The organism is Halorubrum sp. DM2 (assembly GCF_901686465.1).
GTDB lineage: Archaea > Halobacteriota > Halobacteria > Halobacteriales > Haloferacaceae > Halorubrum.
In genome coordinates this window covers 2,099,483-2,118,379 of sequence record NZ_LR594487.1, presented here as the reverse complement: position 1 = coordinate 2,118,379, position 18,897 = coordinate 2,099,483, and the positions used below count along the sequence as shown (strand labels likewise).

Below are 18,897 nucleotides of genomic sequence, written 5' to 3'. Positions count from 1 at the left end.
CGCGAAGCGTGGGCTTAAGATCGGTGGGATGTTCTTCGAAATCGGAGTCAACGGTGAACGATCGATCGGGTTTCCCTCAGCCGTCCGTCGATCTCGCCGGGGGATCGGGGGCAACCTCCTCGTCCGTCGCGGTCTCCGACGCCGCGTCTCGATCCGGTCCGGTCTCCGACGTTACCCCTCGGTCCGCCGCGACCGCCGACGCGACGCCGTCGAGTCCGGCGGCCGACACGGCTTCGCCGCCATCCGATTCGACCGTCGGTTCGTTCCCGGAGACCGCCGACGGTCGGCCGTCGGCCGCCGCCGAGGACGGCTCGCGGTCGGCGTCGGGGACGCAGATCGTCACCTCGTTGCCGTCGGTCCCGGCGTCGAATCGCAGGTCCCCGCCGGAGCGGTCCGCGATCCAGTAGACGAGCCACAGCCCCATCCCACCGGTGTGTTTGAGGTCGTCCATCTTCCAGCGGTCGGTAATGGGGTCGCGCTCGGCGGGCGGGATCGGCGGCGCGTTGTCCCGGACCGCGATCTCGACGCGGTCGGCCGGGGCCGTGACCTCGATCTCGACCGTCGGCATCGCCTCCGCGTGTTCGATCGCGTTCTCGATCAGCTCCGCGATCGCGTAGTCGAGCTCGGGGTGGGTGAACGCCCGCGCCTCCTCGGGACAGGAGACGGTCACCGACGCGCGCGAGTCACTTGGGTCGCCGACGGCGTCCGCGACCGCGCTCTCGACGAGGGGCGCGACGCGGAGCGGCTGCGGCGGCTCGTGCTGCCGGAGCAGATCGATCACGCCGCGCTGCTTCTCGGCGGTGGTCAACAGGTCGGCGGCGACGCGTCGGACCGTCTCCGCGTGGTCTCTCACGTCGGCCGCGAGTTTCGCGAAGTCCACGTCGGGATCGACAGGGTCGGGAGTCGTTGAATCAGAATCGTCGGAATCGGAAGTGGCAAAGTTAGAGTCTTCGGAGCCGGAATCGGCCCGATCGTCGGGCCCGTCGGACGACACCGACGACGCCGGCTCCACGGCGTCGTCGATCCGGTCGGCGATCCGTTCCGCGGTGCCGTCGACGATGTTCATGTCGTTGCGGATCGTGTGCCGGAGCAGGTTGTCCATCACCGTGAGCTGGCGCTCCCGGCGGTACTCGTCGGTGACGTCGCGGGCGAACCCGGTGACTGCGACGACCTCGCCGTTCTCCGTCACGGGGCGGCTGGGCACCCGGACCCAGCTCGTCGGCCCGTCGGGAGAGCCGATCCGGTAGTCGAGGTTCGTGGACTCGCCGGCGGAGAGCCGTTCCATCGCACGCTCGACGGCCGGGCGGTCGTCGGGGTGGACCGACTCCAGGAACACCTGTGGCTGTCGTTCGAGCGCCTCGGGGTCGATCCCGAACACCGGCTCAACCGCGCCGTTGACGAACAGCAGTTCGGTCCAGTCGGCGCTGAACATCCACAACACGTCGGGCGAGGTCGACGCGATGGTCTCCAAACGCCGCCGGGACTCGACTTCGAGGGTGATGTCGCGGGAGCTGAGCGCGTAGCCGTCGACACCGGTCTCCGCGGGCGGGAACACGAGCGTTCGGAACCACACCCAGTCGCCGTCGGCGGTGCCGTAGCGGTACTCCAGCGGGGAGTCCGGCGACGTGCCGTCAGCGACGACGGAGTCGAAGCCGGCGCGGACGCGGTCGATGTCGTCGGGGTGGACCAGATCGAACGCGTTCCGCCCGACGAGCTCGTCGGGGTCGAATCCGAGGAGGTTGCCGGCCGCCGCGTTGAGGTACCGGAACCGGCCCCGCTCGTCGATCACCGCGATCTTGTCTTGCGCGAGATCGATGAGCGTCTCCGGCTCCGGCGAGCGAGACATACCGGACACGTCCGCGAACGGAACTAAAACCTTGACCGTTCGATTATCACGCGCGAAAAGTAGCGCCGGTCGGTGCGACCCCGAGCGTCGCGGCCGGAAGGCGGTCAGTCGGCGGAGACGCCGGGCGTGTCGAGCGCGGACGCGAGAGGGTCGGCCCCGTCGCCGTCGACCGAGAGCGTCACGCCGTCGTCGCCGAGTTCGACCGCAGCGTCCGCGGCGTCGCGGACGTACTCGGCCGCGTGGTCGCCGTCCGGGTCGAACCGGACGCCCTCGGCGAGCAGCGGAGTCTCGCTCAGCAGTTCGACCTTCCGGTAGGCGGTCGAGAGCGCGATATCGCAGGCCTCGGCGAGTTCGCTCGTCGTCTTCGGCGTCGTCGCGGCCGCGAGGATCGCGCGGCAGTCGCCGTCGGCGAGCGCCTCGAACGTCGCGTCGAGCGCCGCGTCGTCGTCGGTCGTCGTGGCGTCGTTCGCTCGCGGGGTTCGTTTCATGGATGTACGTACCGGCTCCACGCCCCCGAACCGTGGCCCATCATATGTGGGGGGTTTTATACTGCGACGTGCGCCCGTCAACGTTTTTGCCCGGGACGGGCACGGACGAACGAGATGGGATCGGGAATCCGGGCGGAGGTCTCGCTGCCGACCGAAGCGCCCTCGCCGTTCGACGGCGTCGTCGACGGGACGACCCCGGTCACCGGCGTCTCGCGCTGCACGCCGGCGGACGACCGCGAGCGCGTCGTCGTGGAGTTCATCGCGGACGCCGACCTGTCGGTCCCCGAGGGGGTCGACGTCGTCTTCGATTACGGGGGGCGAGCGGCCTACCGGTTCGACGCCGCGGTCGACCCCGACTCGCCGTTCGCCGTACTCGACCGCCACGAGACCCCCGTCTCCGAGGCGGTGGTCCGCGACGGGCGGCTCCGCGTCACCTTCCACGCGAGCGACTTGCCGACGCTGCGGTCCGTGTTGGAGGCGTTCCGCGACGGTTGCCCGGACATGGAGGTGTTACGCTTGCTCCAGTCGACGACGACCCCGACCGAGTCGGACTTGGTGACCGTCGATCGGAGCGAACTGACGGAGCGCCAGCGCGAGGTGCTCGCGGCCGCCTACGAGGCGGGCTACTTCGACCACCCGAAGGGGGCCAACGCCGGGGAGGTGGCGGCGTCGCTGGGCATCGGCCGGTCGACGTTCACGGAACACCTCGCGGCCGCCCAGCGGAAGCTGTTCGGGGCGCTGCTCGATTGACCGCGTTCCGAAGCCGCGAGAATCCGTTGCCCGTTTGATGGGCATGGGTGTCGTACCCACGACTATGACGCCCTCACCGACGCACACCTTCGTCTGCCCGGAGTGTCGGCGCTCGATCGAGGTGGACGACGCGATGCGGGCGACGCTGCTCGAAGCGGGCTGTGTCGTCTGCGGGGCCCCGGTCACCGAGGAGGACATCGGCGAAGCGCCGGCGATGAGGTGACGGACCGCCGTCGCGTCTCGTCTTTCGCGTCCGGTCCCGGGTTCTCGGTCCGACCCCGATCTCGCGTCGTCTCGTGTCCTTTATGCCGCCGTGCGAAGAAATTCGGGTATGCCGACGAACAGCGAGGTCGAGATGTCTCCGGCGGAGGTGGACGCGCTCTTGTCCCGCCACGAGACGGGAGTGCTCGCGCTCGCGCGCGACGACGCGCCGTACGCGATCCCGATCTCGTACGGGTACGACGCGGACGACCGCGCGCTGTACCTCCGGCTGGTGTCGACGCCCGACAGCGAGAAGCGCGAGTTCCTCGCGTCGACGCCGCAGGCCCGCGTCGTCGTCTACGAGGACGACGACGGCGAGTACGCGAGCGTCGTCGGCGTCGGTCCCCTCGAACGGGTCGACCTCGACGAACTGACTCCCGAGACGATCGCGCAGTACGGCGAGGCCCGACGCCCCCTCTTCGAGATCTGGGCGGACGACAAGCCGGACTTGGACATCGAACTCTACCGTTTCGCCCCCGAGACGCTGACCGGGCGGACCGTCGTCGTCGAACGCGACGACGAGTAGGAGCCCCTTCGGTCGTCCGGCCTGTTTTTCCAGACCGTCTCGGTCGTCGCTTCTCTCGGCGACGAGTTCCTTCTGGACATCGACTGCCGTCGTCGAGCGTCGCGACCGGCTCCGCATCTCATTCAGTTGCCACGTAACCGAGCGTCTCGGTGAGTCAGTCAACGCGCTCCCGCTTCGGGAGGTGTAGCCGACGACACGTCCGAAAATCGGAGCGATGCCAAGTCGGGATCCGATCCGCAGTCTGTCTCGGAGCGGTGTCGTCGGCACCCTGCGGATCACCGGTCTGAGGAAAGTAGCTGTCCGTTCGGGCAATATCTCGACCGGTCAGCGCCGCTGTTCGGAGCGAGGCGCGATAAAGAAAGACCGCGTGTGGATCGGCCCGCGAGGGCCGATGGTTCGGAAGCTACGAGTCGCGACCGTCAGGCAACGAGGTTAGTCGTTGCGGCGGGTCGCGATCAGCGCAGCAGCGATGAGGGCGACGAGCGCGACGAGCGCGCCGAAGCCGGGCGCACCGTCGTCGGTGGAGTCGCCGCTGGAGTCACCAGAGGAGTCGTCTCCGCTGGAGTCGTCACCAGAGGAGTCGTCTCCGCTGGAGTCGTCACCAGAGGAGTCGTCACCGGAGCCGTCGCCGCTGGCCTCGATGGTCAGCGTGCCGGTTGCCTCATCGTTGTCGGTGGCAACGCCGTGCTCGTAGTCGCCGGCTTCGAGACCGGACGTGTCGGCCGTGAACTCGACGGTGGTACTGTTACCATCGGCGAGCGTCACTTCCGTCGTGTCCAGCTCGTCGCCGTCAAGCGTGAGCGCGACAGTCTGGGTGCCTTCCGCGTTGCCGGTGTTCTCGATCGTCGCCGAAACGTCGACCGAGTCGCCAGCCGTCGCGGTGGCTTCCTCAGGGTTCAGGTCCGAGACCTCGAAGGTCGCGGACTGCTCGACCGATTCGACGAGGATGGCGTCAGCCTCCTCAACGTTGGTGCTGCCGACGCGGAAGCGAGCCGTCGCTTCGGTACCGACTTCACCTTCAGTCGAGTCGACCGTTGCCTCGAACGTTCCGTCCTCGGCAACCTCTATGTCGTCATCTGTCTGGATGAACTGCGGGGAGACACCCGAAGCCGAGCGCAGGCGGACGCTGATCTCCGTGCCGGGGGCGACATTCGTCGTACCCGACAGGGTCGCGTCTTCAGCGACTTCGACTTCAATGTCGCCGTCAGCGTTCTCGTTGTCGAAGGTTGCCTCGCGGTCTTCGAGCGTGAAGGAAGTCTCAGCGGACGCCCCCTCATCAGACCCGAAGTACGGGAAGGAGTCAGCGTTGTCGTTGCTGTCCCACACCGGCGGCGATCCGGACACGAAGCGGTAACGCTCGTCTTCGTCGGTCTCGTACTCGTAGGTGACATCGAAGGAGTCACCGTCGGAGACCGAGCGGTCGAACGCGTTACTCTGGCGCGTGTCGACCACGACGAAGAACTGGCCGTCACCGAAGTAGACGGTTGTCTGGTCGAAGTTGAGCTGGGCCGGGTCCTGGTTCGCAGTCGCCGACGTTGCTTCAACATCGAAGGTCACAGCCTGCTCGTCAGCGTCGATGAGCTGATTGAGGTACTGCCCATCAACGCCCTCATCAAGCTCGTAGAGGTTCGCACCGCTGCGCTGCGCGATGTCGCCTTCGACACCGTCAGCTTCGACCTGAATGACCATCCGGTCGTTCAGGGCAACGTTTTCGCTCACGTTCACCTCTTCGAGAAGTTGCTCGACATTGTCGGCGTCGTCAGTCGACGCAGACGGCGCGACGTGCGTCGTGACGCCGTCAATTGTCGGCGTCGTGAGGTCGAGCGTCGCGATGTCGAGTTCGTTGTCAATAACGAGTTCGTTGTCGCTGTCGGCAACGAACTCACCGTCACTAGCGATGAGGTCGTACTCACCGGGCTGGATCGGACGGATCAGGTCGCCCTGATCAAGACCGTCCTGGCTGGTGCGGAAAGCTTCAGCGTCGCTGTAGGTGTTTCCGTTATCGTCTTCGAAGGTAGCGCCCTCGCCTGCCGCGTCAGGCTCGACGATATCCTCTTCTGTGGAGTACGCGCTGTCGGCTTCGTCGGTGCCGAGCGTACGCGTGTTGACCTGGAAGGTCACTTCATCGTCATCGTTGTCGTCTTCGACGTACACGACATCGAAGTAGCCGACACTGTCTCCGCCGATGCTGACGAAGGTACTGTCAGTGTCTTCGAGTTCGACGGTGAACTCGACGACGTCACCAGATGCGCTGGTGGTAACACTGTTAGCGAAGCCTGCGTTTGCGTCCTCTTCTTCGAGGGTCACGGCGGCAGAGTCCGAAGCCTCGGTGTCGTAGACCTCGAGGTCAAACTCGTAGTCACCGGCACTGAGGTCAGTGTTGCTGAAGTTCGCGATAATCGAGTCATCGCGGAACCCGCGGACGATGTATTCGTCATCGTCCTCGTTCTCGTTAGCACTGACACCGGCGATCGGGCCGTCGGCGTCAGCGAACAGGTTCGAGAGTTCGTCGTAATCAAGGCTGTCCGAGCTGATGATGACGTTGTAGCTGTTCCGCTGGGAATCGACTTCCAGCTCAGCTGCCTCGTCACCAGTGTTGTAGGAGTCCTCAGCCCACTCTGCGCTGAAGTCCTGAACAGTCAGCTCGAAGCTATTGTCGCGGTTCTCCGCAATACCGGGGCCGCGGAGGAAGTAATCGCCCGATTCGAGGCTGCTCGAATCGATCTCGACGATACCGTCAGCGTCTGCCTCGTACTCGGCTTCGAACGAGCTGGACGAGATCGTGCCGTCACTCTCGAAGTCATCAACGAAACGGAGCGTGTAGTCCGTATTCGGTGCGAGCCCCGTCGCGTTGATGTCCTGACCCTGGTAGTAGATGGACTGGGTGTTGCCGTTGACTTCGTAGGCAACATCCGGATCCTCAACGTTCAGCGTCTGATCACTGGAGGCGTAGTCGCCATCAGTGTCACTAACAACAGCATCACTCGAATCGAGCAGAGCGACACGGTGGGTGTAGGAACCCGCTTCAAGATCACCGATAGCGGATTCGGCACCGTCGAAGACTATGTCTTCGCTCTCACTCGGAGCGATGTTGATTGTCGAGAAGTCAACGGAGTCGATGGTCTCGAACCCGCTACCAGAGTCTACCTGGAACGCGAGTACGTCACCATCTCCAACGTTACTCTCATTGAGGTTATCCGAACCACCAGTAACTGAGACGGTGGCGTTCGGTGCTACTTCGGTACCGGTTGTAATGGTCTGTCCATCTGTCGGGACATTGTACGAAATGTCCACATTGGTGGATCCTGCCGCAGCCGCGGGGGCGGCAGCAAATCCGACCGCAACCATGGAGATGACCATGACCGCCGCGAAGAAGACCGCGTTGGCCTTCCCGCGATAGTTTGTATCGTTTGTCATTGTTGTTGTTGTGTTCTGCGTCGCGACACCCTGCTTTGCCCCAATCTTAGTCGCCCGTTCGTCATCGACCAACATCGCATCGAGGGCGCGACCGGACTCGACCGGGATTACTCGCAATCGGCGTCGCATTCTGCACCGGGTAGGGTCTGCGTCCGTAACAACTATCGTCGGGTATAAATGCTTTGTGTGGCCTCCCGGCGTGTGTGAACGCCCCTCATGGCCCGTAGCGGGCGTCAGACGACCGTTTTCAAGATTGAGAGTAATGGAGGCATACGGCTGGTTCGCGGTGGATCGTGGTCGCGCCTGAGCAGAGCGTTGGACCGGAACACCTACATGGGCGCTGCGGCGTAGGTGAGACTGGGTTCGGACCCTCTCAGGCGACTGGGTGCTGTTTTCAGGGTAGGGACCTGCCCAGTCGTCTGCGTTCCCGCCCGATCGACTCGCTCGTAGAGCGGTGGCTACGCGTCCGTGTCGTCATCGAACGCTGCGGCAGCCGCCTCGCCCCACGAGCCGAACCGTCGCACGACCGTCGTGTCCGCGATCTCGCCGTGCTCGTCGAACCGCTGGAGCGTCGGGGCGTTGTCGGCGTCGGCGACGTGGGCGACGCGGCGGATCTCGTCGAGGAGGTCCTCGTCGCTGTACGAGGGCATGCCGGGAGACGATCGATCGGTCGCTTGAGCGGTTCGGTTCGATGCGGCCGCGAACCCGGATCGAACGCGGTCGACCGTCGGAACCGGTGTGCGGCTGGCGTCCGTCCGAGCGATTCGGCGCGTTGTTCCTTTGCGTGCGTACGCGAGGACGGGCGCGAGAGTGCCCTCGCGGGCGACCGGGCACGGGAGGGAATTTTGCTCGGTCGTCCGCGTTCCCGCCCGATCCGTCGCTCCCGCGGAGCGATGCCTGTGCGTCCGGCTCGTCATCGAGCGTGACGGCGCGGACGCGGCGGCGACCACCTCGCCCTCACGAGCGCCGTGCTGACGCCCGAGCGATCGGGACCACTCGCGAGACGAGAGAGTTTGTCTTAAATAGCGCTCGGCCGGAATTAGAGTATGTCTGCGATGGCGTTCAGCGTGGCCGCGAACACCTCACCGACGGTCGTTCTCGCCGTGAGCACCGCGCTCGCCCTCGGCGTGACGATCGCGTGCGCCGTCTGCGTCGCCGACCGCTGACCGGTTCGTCGGCGTCGGAGCGCGGGCGATCAGCGCGAACCACTCGTCGCGAGGGGGACACCTTCCGTGCGTGCGTGAGGACGGTCACCTTCGCGCCCGTCACGAGCGAGCGAGTGCGGGAGGGGAGTTCGCCGGGTCGTTTCGGCCGTTTTTTGCGGATCGTTGCGCTCGGGAGTCACACCGATTCGGTACGTCCCGACTGCGGTCGTCGCCACGCGGCGCTGCTTTTCAACACAGACCGTCTCACTCGCCGTCGGCCGCCTCGCCCGCGCCGTCGACGAACAGCCCGTCGACGATGGTGTCGATCAGCGCTCGGTCGACGCGGGTGGGGTCGGTCGTGGTGCCGGGCTCGCGCACCAGCTCCTGTGAGCGCGTGGTGAAGACCAGCGAGGTGACCGCGTCCCGGACGAGGTCGGGGTCGTCGAACCGGAACGACGGGTCCTCGACCCATCGGTCGGCGTAGCCCAGCGGCTCGCCCGGCGTGTCGGCCGCGAGCGACTCCCGCTCGGACTCGGAGAGCTGATCGAGCAGCGCTTGGAGCTCGTTGTCGACGATCATCCGCGAGATGAGCGGGTCGGAGCGAACCTCGTCGAACAGCGTCTCGAGCATCGTCCGAACCTCCTCGCGCGGTGTCGCGGCGTCCGCGACCGCGGCGTCGACCTGCTCGATGAGCCGGTCGCGCTCCCGTTTCAGCACGGCGACGTACAGCGTCTCCTTCGAGTCGAAGAACTGGTAGAACGTGCTCGTCCCGATGTCGACGGCCTCGGTCACGTCCTTGATCCGCGTCCGCTCGAAGCCGTGTCTGGTGAACAGCTCGCGGCCCGCCTCGACCAACTCCCCGCGGATCCGCTCGCGGTCCTCGTCGCTGAACCGAGTCATCGGATCGGCCGACGCGTCGGTTCGGGGTAACGGTTCTGAATCGACATACACCGGCGTACGATTCCACGAACGAAAACATTATTGATTCGTGGGTTTTTCAGAGAGTGTGAAACGACTCCGTTCTCCCTTGTGCGTTCCGACTACCGACCGGGTGACTTCGGTCCGAACAGATCTCCGTCGCTCGGGTGGCGGAGACGAGGGCGACGCCGCCGACGATGCGGTCGATCGCGCTCACGCGAGTCTCACCGGGCCCGTGGATCCGACGCGGCGCGAGGAGGTGGCGGCGTGAGGGGGCGTCGCGCGCTCACCGCGCTCCTCGTCGTCTCCCTGTTCGTCTCCGGGACCGTGGTGGTCGCGGGGGCCTCGGTCGCGGGGCAGTCCGGCGACGCCGTCCAACAGCAGGCCGGCGCGACGATCCGTGGGACGCCGGAGCTGGCCGTCTCCGTCGCACAGCCGACGGTCAACGTCGGCGAGACCAACTCCGTCACGCTCCAAGTGACGAACGACGGCGACCTCGACCTGGGGCCGTCGAGTTCGCGTGCGGTGGTCACCACGGCGCGGAACGTTCGCGTCGAGGCCGACGCCGGTGGCACCCCGCTCACCGTCGAGACCGGAACCGTGGCGATCGGCGCTGTCACCGAGAATCAACCCGGCTCGGCACCGATCGCGGTCGGCGTCCCGAGCGACGTCGAACCGGGCACCTACGATATCGACGTCGAGGTGCGGTACTCGCATACCTACCAGCAGTCGGGCAACGTCGTCTACGACCGGCAGGAGACCGTCGACCGCGAGGTCACCGTCGAGGTGAGCGACGACGCCCGCTTCGAGATCACGAACGTGACGACCGACGCGCGGGTCGGCGACCGGGGGACGCTCGAAGCCGAGGTCGAGAACGTCGGTGCCGACGCCGCCAGCGGCGCGACGGTCACGCTGGAGTCGGCGAGCGCCGGACTCACCTTCGGGCAGAGTCCCCGTGACTCCGCCCGGATCGGCCAGTTGGAGCCCGGCGAGGCAACGGCCGTGACCTACGACGTCGCCTTCGCGGCCGGCGCTCCCGTCCGCGAGTACGCGCTCGACGGCACGGTGACCTTCGACACGAGCGAGGGGTACCAGCGCGTCGACGAGAGTCCGTCCGCGAGCGTCCGTCCCGGTGCCGAACAGCGGTTCTCGATCGACGACGTCGACTCCGACCTCTACGTCGGCGAACAGGGCGACCTCCGGGGCACGGTCACCAACGACGGCCCCGCGACCGCGCGCAACGTCGTCGTCCAGTACGCCGAGGAGTCGCCGAACGTCGTCCCCGTCGAACGCTCGGTCGCCGTCGGCACGCTCGACCCGGGCGAGTCCGCCGACTTCCGGCTGCCGATCGAGGTGGGCGGCGAGGCCGAGGCGGTCGCTCGCACCGCTGACGTCGCGGTCCAGTACCGCACCGCCGACCTCGAACGGCGGGCCTATCAGGACCTGGAGCTCCTCTTCGACGTCGCGCCCGAGCGCGACCGGTTCGACGTCGCGGTCGCCGACCGAACGCTCGAGACGGGCGGCGAGCGCACCCTCTCGGTCGAGGTGACGAACAACCTCAACGAGACGGTCGGCGACGTCGAGGCCCGGCTGTTCACCGACGATCCGATCGCGACCGGCGACACGGACACGGGGTACGCGCAGACGATCGAACCGGGCGAGACCGTGACGATGACCTTCGACCTGAGCGCGACCGGGTCGGCCACGCCCGGGAGCACGTACCCGATCTCGTTCGACTTCCGGTACGACGACGCCAACGGCGACAGCCAGCTGTCCGACACGGTCCGGGTGCCGATCGACGTGACGGAGAGCGAGGGCGGCGGGCTGCCGATCGGTCCGATCGTCGTCGTGCTCGTCGTCCTCGCGGCCGGTGGCGCGGCCGTCTGGTACCGGAGGCGGTAAGCGATGCGACTCGGCGAGCGGATCGAGGCGGGAATACGACGCCTCAACGACGTCATCGTCGACCGCCCGCGCGCGGTCGTCGTCGCGTTCCTCCTGTTGACCGCCGTGTTCGCGGGGGGGATCGGGCTCGTCTCCACCGAGACCGAACCCACGGAGGGGTTCACCGAAGGGCTCGACGAACAGGAGGCGCTCGACGCGGTCAACGAGGAGTTCGAGGACCCGTTCGCGGCTAACGGCGAGTCGACCCAGCTGATCCACGTCAGCGGGAACGCCCTCTCGAAGGAGGCGCTCGTCAGGAACCTCCGAGTACTGGAACGCGTCGAGTCGCGGGAGTCGCTGCGGATGGCGGACGCGAACGGGGCGGCCACGACCGTCGCGCAGGCGATCGACCCCTCGGCGACCACGGTGACCGAACAGCGGCGGGCGCTGGAGGGCGCGACCGAGACCGAGGTGCGCCGGACCGTCCGCCAGCTCGCCGCCGAGAACCCGGCGTTCTCGCGCAGCCTCGCGACCGATTTCAACCCGACGAGCGCCTCGGCGTCCGCCTCGATCACGGTCGTCTCGCACGACGTCCCGAGCGGGTTCGACGATCTCGCGGGCCTCCAGACGGAGGTCGCCTCGATCGCTGAAGACGAGCCGGCGGACATCCGAGCGTTCGGCACCGGGATCACCAACGCCGAGACCGGACAGGTGATCGGCGACTCGCTGACGATCGTGATGCCCGTCGTGGTGCTGTTGCTGTTGCTGTTCCTCGTCGTCGCCTACCGCGATCCGATCGACCTCTCGCTCGGGCTGCTGTCGCTTCTGATGACGGTGTTGTGGACGTTCGGGTTCCTCGGCTACTCGGGGATCCCGTTCAACCAGCAGATGATCGCCGTTCCGGTACTCCTGCTCGCGGTCGGCGTCGACTTCGGCATCCACATCATCAACCGCTACCGCGAGGAGACCGTCGAGGGGTTCGAACCCGTCGAGGCGATGCGAACCGCGAACAACCAGCTGATGGTCGCGTTCGTCATCGTCACGGTGACCACCGTGTTCGGGTTCGGCGCGAACGTCATCTCCGATCTCACGCCGATCCGCGATCTCGGGCTCGCGTCGGCGATCGGTATCGTGTTCACCTTCCTGATCTTCGGGCTGTTCCTGCCCGCGGCGAAGCTGGAGGTCGATCGCCTGCGCGAGCGCTACGGCGTCCCCGAGTTCAACTCGAAACCGATCTCCTCGGAGGACTCGACGCTCGGACGCCTGCTCGCGTTCCCCGCGCGCGCCAGTCGGTACGCGCCGATCGCGTTCGTCGTGGTGCTACTCCTGACCGGCGGCGTCGCGGCCGCCTACGGGAGCGGCGTCGACACCTCCTTCGAGCAGGAGGACTTCCTCCCGCCGGCCGAACAGCCCGAGTACATCACGTCGCTGCCCGAGCCGTTCGCGCCCGGGACCTACACCGTCACGGAGACGATCAACCTGTTGGAAGACCGGTTCGCCACGAGCCAAGACCAGTCGGTGACGATATACGTCGAGGGGAACTTCGAGGAGGACCACGCCTTGGCGGCGCTTTCACAGCCGAACGAGGACCCGCCGGACGCGCTCGCGGTCGGTGACGGCGGAAGCGCTCGCCCGACGAGCGTCGCCACGGTGATCCGGTCGCACGCCGATCGGAACCCCGAGTTCGGCGAACTCGTCGCGCGGAACGACCGCGACGGTGACGGGGTTCCCGAACGCAACCTCGACCGGATCTACGACGAGCTGTTCGCGTCGCCGTCCGGCGACCGCGCCGAGCAGTACCTCACGCCGGACCGGCGGAACGCCAAGATCGAGTACGCGATCGACGCGGACGCGTCGCAGGCCGAGGCCGCCGCCGACGCCCGCGCGTTCGCCGAGGACTTCCGGTACGAAGCGACCGCGACCGGACAGCTCGTCGTCTTCGACGCGATCACGGACATCATCTTCGACTCGGCGATCCAAGGGATGATCCTCGCCGTGGGACTGACGGCCGGGTTCCTCGTCGTCGCCTACGCCGTGTTAGAGGGGAAACCGTACCTGGGGATCGTGAACGTCTTCCCGATCTTGGTCGCGATCGCGTTCCTCATCGGGACCATGCGGGCGCTCGGACTATCCCTGAACGCGCTGACGGCGACGATCCTCTCGATATCCATCGGGCTGGGGATCGCGTACTCGGTCCACGCGACCCACCGGTTCATTGACGAGTACAACAGCGGTCGGAACGCCTACGACGCGATGACCACGACGCTGTCGGGCACCGGGGGTGCGCTCCTCGGGAGCATGCTCACGACGTCGCTCGGCACGGGAGCGCTCGCGCTCGCGATCACGCCAGTGCTCGGGGACTTCGGGCTCCTGATGGCGCTGAGCGTTCTGTACTCGTTCGTGTTCACGGTCGTCGCGTTGCCGCCGGCGGTGTTGCTGTGGGAGCGCTACCGCAGCACGCCGACGGGACGGACCGCGGCGAGTTCGGCCTGAACTCCAAGGCGGCGACCGTCGACGACACCGACCGCCTCGGGGTCGCCGTCGAGACCACTGACCGGCGGCGACGCGAGACGAAGCGGCGGGTCAGGGCGAACGGAGAGAACCGATCGTCAGTCCGCGGTCGACGCGCCGGTCCCCGCGGGTTCGACGCTCCCGCCCTCTTTGTCACCGGCTGCCGACTCCGCGTCGGCCGTCAGCGTCTCCACGTTGGCGAACACAAAGCCGGCGAAGCCGACGCGCAAGAGGATGTCGAGGTACTCCAGCGTCACCGTCGCGGTGAAGGCGTCGAACAGCCCGGCGATCTGGAGCATCGCCCATGCGATCAACACGCCGAAGGCGAACAGCGCGAGGTTCCGCGTCTTTGTGTAGAACAGCTCGCGGGCGGGGGGCTGCTGCGACGCCGCGCTCGCCACCGGCCCGAAGAACAGCCCGATCAGCGTCACGTACCCGACGAGGATGGCGAGCGTGCCCGCCGTCGCGAGCGGCCCCGCGAACACCTCGGCAAAGTCGTAGCCGAGCCGGAGCGCGACGGTGAGCGCGACGACCGCGCCGACGTACCGCCGGCCCGCCCCGGCGACGAACGCCGCGAACCCGAACAGGAACGGGTACGCCACGTAGTCGGTGAGCAGCTGGCCGGCCTCCAGCGTGCCGCTCGCGACGCTGAACGTCCCAATCTCCGCCCCCCACATCCCGATCCCGACGCCCGCGAGCGCCACGACCGCGACGAACGGGTAACAGTACCGGCGCAGTTCCGCCGGCTTGCGCCGCGCGAGCGCGAACAGCACGACCGCGGAGACCGCGTAGACCCCCGCCGACGCGAACCGCACCGCGGTCGGCTCAATCATCGGCGCTCACCTCCGTCTGCGGCGGCCGGTTCCGGGGGCGTGTCGTCGCCTCTCGCGACCGTCGCCCCCGCAGCGTCGACACCCGCGGCGTCCGCGTCCGCCCGCGTCTCGAACTGGGCGAGCCGGTCGGTGAGCGACGCGGTACGCTCGGCGAGCGCCGTCGCCGTCGCCGCGAGGTCGCCGACCGTCTCGGCGGTGTCGTCCGCGGCCTCGGCCAGCGTCCGGGCGCGGTCCGCGGCGTCGGTGGCGGAGCCGTGGACCGCCTCGACGCGCGCCGCGACCGACTCGATCCCCTCCGCGCCCTCGTCCGTCGCCCGCGCGATGTCGCCCATCGCGACGTCGACGTCCTCGACGGTGCCGGTGAGCTCTTCTATCGCCGTCCCCGCCTCGCGAACCGCCGCGGTCGTCTCGTCTAACTCCGTCATCGTCCGGTCCATCTCGCCGGCGACCGCCGACACGTCCTCGGTCACCTCGCCGATCGTCGCCTCGATCTCCGTCGTCGACTCGCGCGTCTCCTCGGCGAGCCCCTTCACCTCGTCGGCGACGACCGCGAACCCGTCGCCGTCGCCGCCCGCGCGCGACGCCTCGATCGAGGCGTTCAGCGCGAGGATGTTGGTCTGTTCGGCGATGTCCGCGATCACGTCGGTCGTCTCCGCGACGCCGTCCATCCGGTCGTCCAGCCCGGCGACCAGTTCGTCGAGGTCCGCGAGGAGGTCGCCGATCGCGACGATCGCCTCGATCGCCTCGGTCGCCCGCGCCTCCCCCTCCTCGCCGAGGTCGGCCGCGGCGCTCGCGTCGCCCGCCACCTCGTCGGTGGTGGAGGCGATCTCCTCGACGGTCGCCGAGAAGTCGTCGGTGTCCGCGGCCGTCTCGCGCAGCCGGTCGGTCTGCTCGTCCAGCTCGTCGGCCAGCGCCCGCATCTCGGCGGCCACCTCCTGGTTCATCTCCGCCACGTCGTCGGCCTCGGCCGCCATCTCCTCGCTCGTGGCCTCCACGTCGCCCGCGAACGACTGGATGTCCTCGACCGTCGCCGAGAGCCCGCCGGTCATCTCGTTGTACGCGGCCGTGATGCGCTCGATCGCGTCGACGTCGCTGTCCTCGGGGAGCCGGCGCGTGAGGTCGCCCTCGGCCGCCCGCTCCATGGCACCCCCGATCTCCTCGGCGCGGTCGAGCAGCGTGTCGGACAGCGACTCGGCCTCCTCGCGGGCCGACTCGGCCTCCGACTGCGCGCGCTCGGACTCGGCGACCGCGTCCCGGAGCGACCGGCGCGTCTCGTCGAAGGCGTCGAACAGCCGCCCGATCTCGTCGCGGCGATCCGAACTCGCGCTCGCGTCGAACTCGCCGCGGCCGACCGCCTCGGCGGTCTCCGTCAGCCGCCGGAGTTCGACCGCGACGTTCCCGACGAGGACGATACCCAGCAACCCGAGGTTCAGCGTGACGACGACGCCGATGGAGGTCACGGCCGCCGTCGCCGCCGCCGGCGTCCCGACCGTCGCGACGTGGCCCGCGAAGAGGGCGATGAATCCGAGCGTCGCGGCGAGCGTCAGGAGGACGGCCGCGCCGACCCGTCGGCCGTAGCGCGTGGTGATCGCGTTCAGCATAGGTACACTATCCGTACGAAACTGGATCCGGTATTTAGGAGTAAAGATCAAATTACCCAGATCGATAATATGACGTGCGGTACCCGAACCGATTCGGGTCCGAAGGCCGCCGGGCGCGCGGCGATGCGCCGTCCGCAGGATCGGCCTTTTTCCCGCGGCCGCGCCACCCACGAGCATGCCGAGCGTCAGCGACACGTACATCGAGAACCGCCAGCGCGTCCAGCCGACCCACACGAACAACTACGCCTCCGCGCACGGGGGCAACGTCGTCAAGTGGATGGACGAGGTGGGCGCGATGTCCGCGATGCGCCACGCCGGCGAGACCTGCGTCACGGCGAAGATCAACGAACTCGACTTCAAGCGGCCCGTTCCCCAAGGCGACACCTGCGTCATCGAGTCGTACGCGTACGCGGCCGGGCGGACGAGCGTCCGCGTCCGCCTGCGCGCGTTCCGCGAGGCCCCACGCACCGGCGAGCGCGAACTCACCACGGAGTCGTACTTCGTGTTCGTCGCCGTCGACGAGGAGGGGACGCCGACGCCCGTCCCGGAGCTTGAGGTCCGCGGCGACCGCTGCCGCGAGCTCCGCGACGAGGCGCTCGCGGCGGAGCCGGACGAGGAGCGGTAGGCTCCCCGCGACGCCGCGACCGACCGCCGTTGTCTCGGTTCGTAATCGAGTGTATGTCAGTTTCTCGTCGTCGGATCGAAACCCCCGCGGTATCGTCGCCGTAGGGGGCTGAGGGTTAGGGTTTGGGAGCGAAAGTGACAGTTTCGTTGAAACGCGAGTTTTTATAATTAATGAACGTGATGAACTCACGTCGCATGTGGGTGAGCATTCCTAACACGAGTCGTGGAGGGTGTCGAACTGCTGGATATAACGGGGGGACGAAGGGATGACGACCGGCGTCGACGTCGCGGTTGCGGCGGTACCGCTGCTGCTCGCGGGCGTCCTGCTTGTCGGCCTCCTCTGGCCGGCGACGCGCGCGATGCCGCTGGCGTGGGTCGCCGCGATCGGGGTGGGCTACTTCGCGTGGAACATGCCGGTGAACTGGCTGTTGGGCGCGTCCGCCGTGGGGGTGATGACCGCGATCGAGATCCTCTGGATCGTCTTCGGCGCGCTCGTCCTCCTGTACACGCTGATGGAGGCGGGCGCGTTCGACCGGATCAACCGCGGGTTCGCGGCGGTGAGCGACGACCGCCGCGTCCAGATCGTCCTGATCGCGTTCTTCATGGCGACGTTCATCGAGGGGGCGGCCGGCTTCGGGACGCCCGCGGCGGTCGTCGCGCCGCTGCTGCTGGGGCTGGGCTTCCCGGCGCTCGCGGCGGTCATCGCGGCGATAATCGGCCACATCATCGCCGTCACGTACGGCGCGGTGGGGACGCCGATCGTCGTCGGAATCGAGAGACCGCTCGGCAGCGTCGAGTTCACGCGGAGCGCCATCGAGGGGAGCGGGATGACCGTCCAAGAGTTCTCGGTCGAGGTGGCCGCGTGGGCGGCGACGTATCACGCCTTGGTCGGGTTCGTGATGCCGCTTTTCGCGGTCGGGATGGTCGTCTACTTCTTCGGCGACCCCGACGAGCGCTCGCTGGCACCGGCGTGGGAGGTCGCGCCGCTGTGTCTCGCCTCCGGGATCGCGTTCGCGGTGCCGTACTGGCTCTCGGCGTGGTTCCTCACCGCCGAGTTCCCGTCGCTGATCGGCTCGATGGTCGGCGGCGCGATCATCCTGAGCGTCGTGCGCGCCGGCTACCTCCTGCCGGACAACGAGTGGGAGTTCCCCGAGCGCGACCGGTGGAAGGACCACTGGGTCGGCACGATCGAACCGGGCCAGTCGAACGGCTCGAACGGCGGTAGCGCGGAGAGCCGCGGCGGCGTCTCGCCCGAGGCCGAGGCGGCCGACCTGGAGGGCGGCGAGGACATCTCCCTGCTCAAGGCGTGGGCGCCGTACGTCCTGCTCGTGGTCCTGCTCGTGGTCACGCGAGCGGTCGGCCCGATATCGAACTTCATCAACCGCAACGTCTTCATCGTCAACTGGAACGACATCCTCGGGACGACGCTCAGCGGGTCCGTCGCGTGGATGAACGTCCCCGGCTTCTGGCTGCTCGTGAGCGCCGTCCTCGCGATCCCGATCTTCGGAATGTCCGGTCAGGAGGTGGGCGACGCGTGGAAGGAGGCGGCCCGGAAGATCGTCTCGCCGTTCATCGCCCTCGTCTTCGTCATCGCGATGGTCCAGGTGATGCTCCAGTCCGGCGCGCACCCGGGCGCGCCCGAGGTCGGGAGCATGATCGTGTTGCTCGCGCAGACGACCGCCGACCTGCTGGGGGTCGCCTACCCCGCCGTCGCGGCGCTCATCGGCGCGCTCGGTGCGGCGATGGCCGGCTCGAACACCGTCTCGAACATCACCTTCGGCGCGTTCCAGTTCGAGGCGGCGACGCAGCTCGGGCTCCCGCGGACGATCATCGTCGGCGCGCAGGCCGTCGGCGGCGCGATCGGGAACCTCGTCGCGATCCACAACCTCGTCGCCGCGCTGGCGACGGTCGGTCTCCTCGGACAGGAGGGGCGGGTGATGCGGCTGAACCTCATCCCCCTGCTGTACTACGCGACGGGCGTCGGGCTGCTGTGTGTGCTGTTCAGCTACGTGCTGTTCACCGGCGTGTTCTGACCGCCGGGACCGACGCCGCGGTGCGGACTTTTTATCGACTCGACGGCGACTCGCGAGTCGCGA

Annotated in this window: 14 protein-coding genes; 7 read left to right on the top strand and 7 right to left on the bottom strand. The window is 67.7% G+C overall.

All coding sequences use genetic code 11. The features are described from left to right. Window positions 1-76: 76 nt before the first annotated feature. Together QOL69_RS10690 and QOL69_RS10685 are read right to left on the bottom strand one after the other, a co-directional pair. Window positions 77-1,846, bottom strand: a complete 1,770-nt coding sequence (locus QOL69_RS10690; RefSeq protein ID WP_283403139.1) for a PAS domain-containing sensor histidine kinase — start codon at window positions 1,844-1,846, stop codon at window positions 77-79. A 104-nt stretch (window positions 1,847-1,950) separates the two neighbouring features. Continuing rightward, a complete protein-coding gene (locus QOL69_RS10685; protein WP_283403138.1) occupies window positions 1,951-2,334 on the bottom strand; it encodes a winged helix-turn-helix domain-containing protein in 384 nt (127 codons plus the stop codon). Between the two features lie 114 nt (window positions 2,335-2,448). Here QOL69_RS10685 and QOL69_RS10680 point away from each other — a divergent pair, with 114 nt between their 5' ends. From QOL69_RS10680 to QOL69_RS10670, 3 genes are all read left to right on the top strand, one after another. Then, window positions 2,449-3,084 (top strand): helix-turn-helix domain-containing protein, encoded by a 636-nt coding sequence (locus QOL69_RS10680; RefSeq protein ID WP_283403137.1) that lies wholly within the window; start codon window positions 2,449-2,451, stop codon window positions 3,082-3,084. 64 nt (window positions 3,085-3,148) lie between these two features. Then, window positions 3,149-3,307 (top strand): DUF7560 family zinc ribbon protein, encoded by a 159-nt coding sequence (locus tag QOL69_RS10675; RefSeq protein WP_195155794.1) that lies wholly within the window; start codon window positions 3,149-3,151, stop codon window positions 3,305-3,307. Window positions 3,308-3,415: 108 nt separating this feature from the next. Further along, window positions 3,416-3,871, top strand: coding sequence for a pyridoxamine 5'-phosphate oxidase family protein (locus tag QOL69_RS10670; RefSeq protein WP_048077967.1), 456 nt, complete (start codon window positions 3,416-3,418; stop codon window positions 3,869-3,871). A gap of 432 nt (window positions 3,872-4,303) precedes the next feature. Here the strand turns inward: QOL69_RS10670 and QOL69_RS10665 are convergent, their stop codons facing one another. The 3 genes from QOL69_RS10665 to QOL69_RS10655 all read right to left on the bottom strand — a co-directional run bounded on the left by QOL69_RS10665 (window position 4,304) and on the right by QOL69_RS10655 (window position 9,333). After that, window positions 4,304-7,363 (bottom strand): BGTF surface domain-containing protein, encoded by a 3,060-nt coding sequence (locus QOL69_RS10665; RefSeq protein WP_283403136.1) that lies wholly within the window; start codon window positions 7,361-7,363, stop codon window positions 4,304-4,306. A 383-nt stretch (window positions 7,364-7,746) separates the two neighbouring features. Continuing rightward, complete coding sequence (locus tag QOL69_RS10660; RefSeq protein ID WP_283403135.1) at window positions 7,747-7,938, bottom strand: homing endonuclease associated repeat-containing protein; 192 nt, start codon at window positions 7,936-7,938, stop codon at window positions 7,747-7,749. 759 nt (window positions 7,939-8,697) lie between these two features. Then, entirely contained in the window at window positions 8,698-9,333 is a 636-nt protein-coding gene (locus QOL69_RS10655; RefSeq protein ID WP_283403134.1) for a TetR/AcrR family transcriptional regulator, read from the bottom strand. Window positions 9,334-9,618: 285 nt separating this feature from the next. On the opposite strand from QOL69_RS10655, the gene QOL69_RS10650 reads away from it, so the two are divergent. Both QOL69_RS10650 and QOL69_RS10645 read left to right on the top strand, forming a co-directional pair. Continuing rightward, on the top strand, window positions 9,619-11,253 hold the full coding sequence (locus QOL69_RS10650; RefSeq protein WP_283403133.1) for a COG1361 S-layer family protein: 1,635 nt from the start codon (window positions 9,619-9,621) through the stop codon (window positions 11,251-11,253). A 3-nt stretch (window positions 11,254-11,256) separates the two neighbouring features. Next, the gene (locus QOL69_RS10645; protein WP_283403132.1) at window positions 11,257-13,725 is read left to right on the top strand and encodes an efflux RND transporter permease subunit; all 2,469 of its coding nucleotides are present in this window, start codon (window positions 11,257-11,259) and stop codon (window positions 13,723-13,725) included. A gap of 116 nt (window positions 13,726-13,841) precedes the next feature. On the opposite strand, the gene QOL69_RS10640 is transcribed toward QOL69_RS10645, so the two are convergent. After that, a complete protein-coding gene (locus tag QOL69_RS10640) occupies window positions 13,842-14,576 on the bottom strand; it encodes a G protein-coupled receptor family protein (RefSeq protein ID WP_283403131.1) in 735 nt (244 codons plus the stop codon). Continuing rightward, the gene (locus QOL69_RS10635; RefSeq protein ID WP_283403130.1) at window positions 14,573-16,177 is read right to left on the bottom strand and encodes a methyl-accepting chemotaxis protein; all 1,605 of its coding nucleotides are present in this window, start codon (window positions 16,175-16,177) and stop codon (window positions 14,573-14,575) included. The genes QOL69_RS10640 and QOL69_RS10635 overlap by 4 nt, the downstream gene beginning before the upstream one ends. A 175-nt stretch (window positions 16,178-16,352) precedes the next feature. On the opposite strand from QOL69_RS10635, the gene QOL69_RS10630 reads away from it, so the two are divergent. Continuing rightward, a complete protein-coding gene (locus QOL69_RS10630; RefSeq protein WP_283403129.1) occupies window positions 16,353-16,802 on the top strand; it encodes an acyl-CoA thioesterase in 450 nt (149 codons plus the stop codon). A gap of 265 nt (window positions 16,803-17,067) precedes the next feature. Then, a complete protein-coding gene (locus tag QOL69_RS10625; protein ID WP_283403128.1) occupies window positions 17,068-18,834 on the top strand; it encodes an L-lactate permease in 1,767 nt (588 codons plus the stop codon). Window positions 18,835-18,897 lie beyond the last annotated feature (63 nt).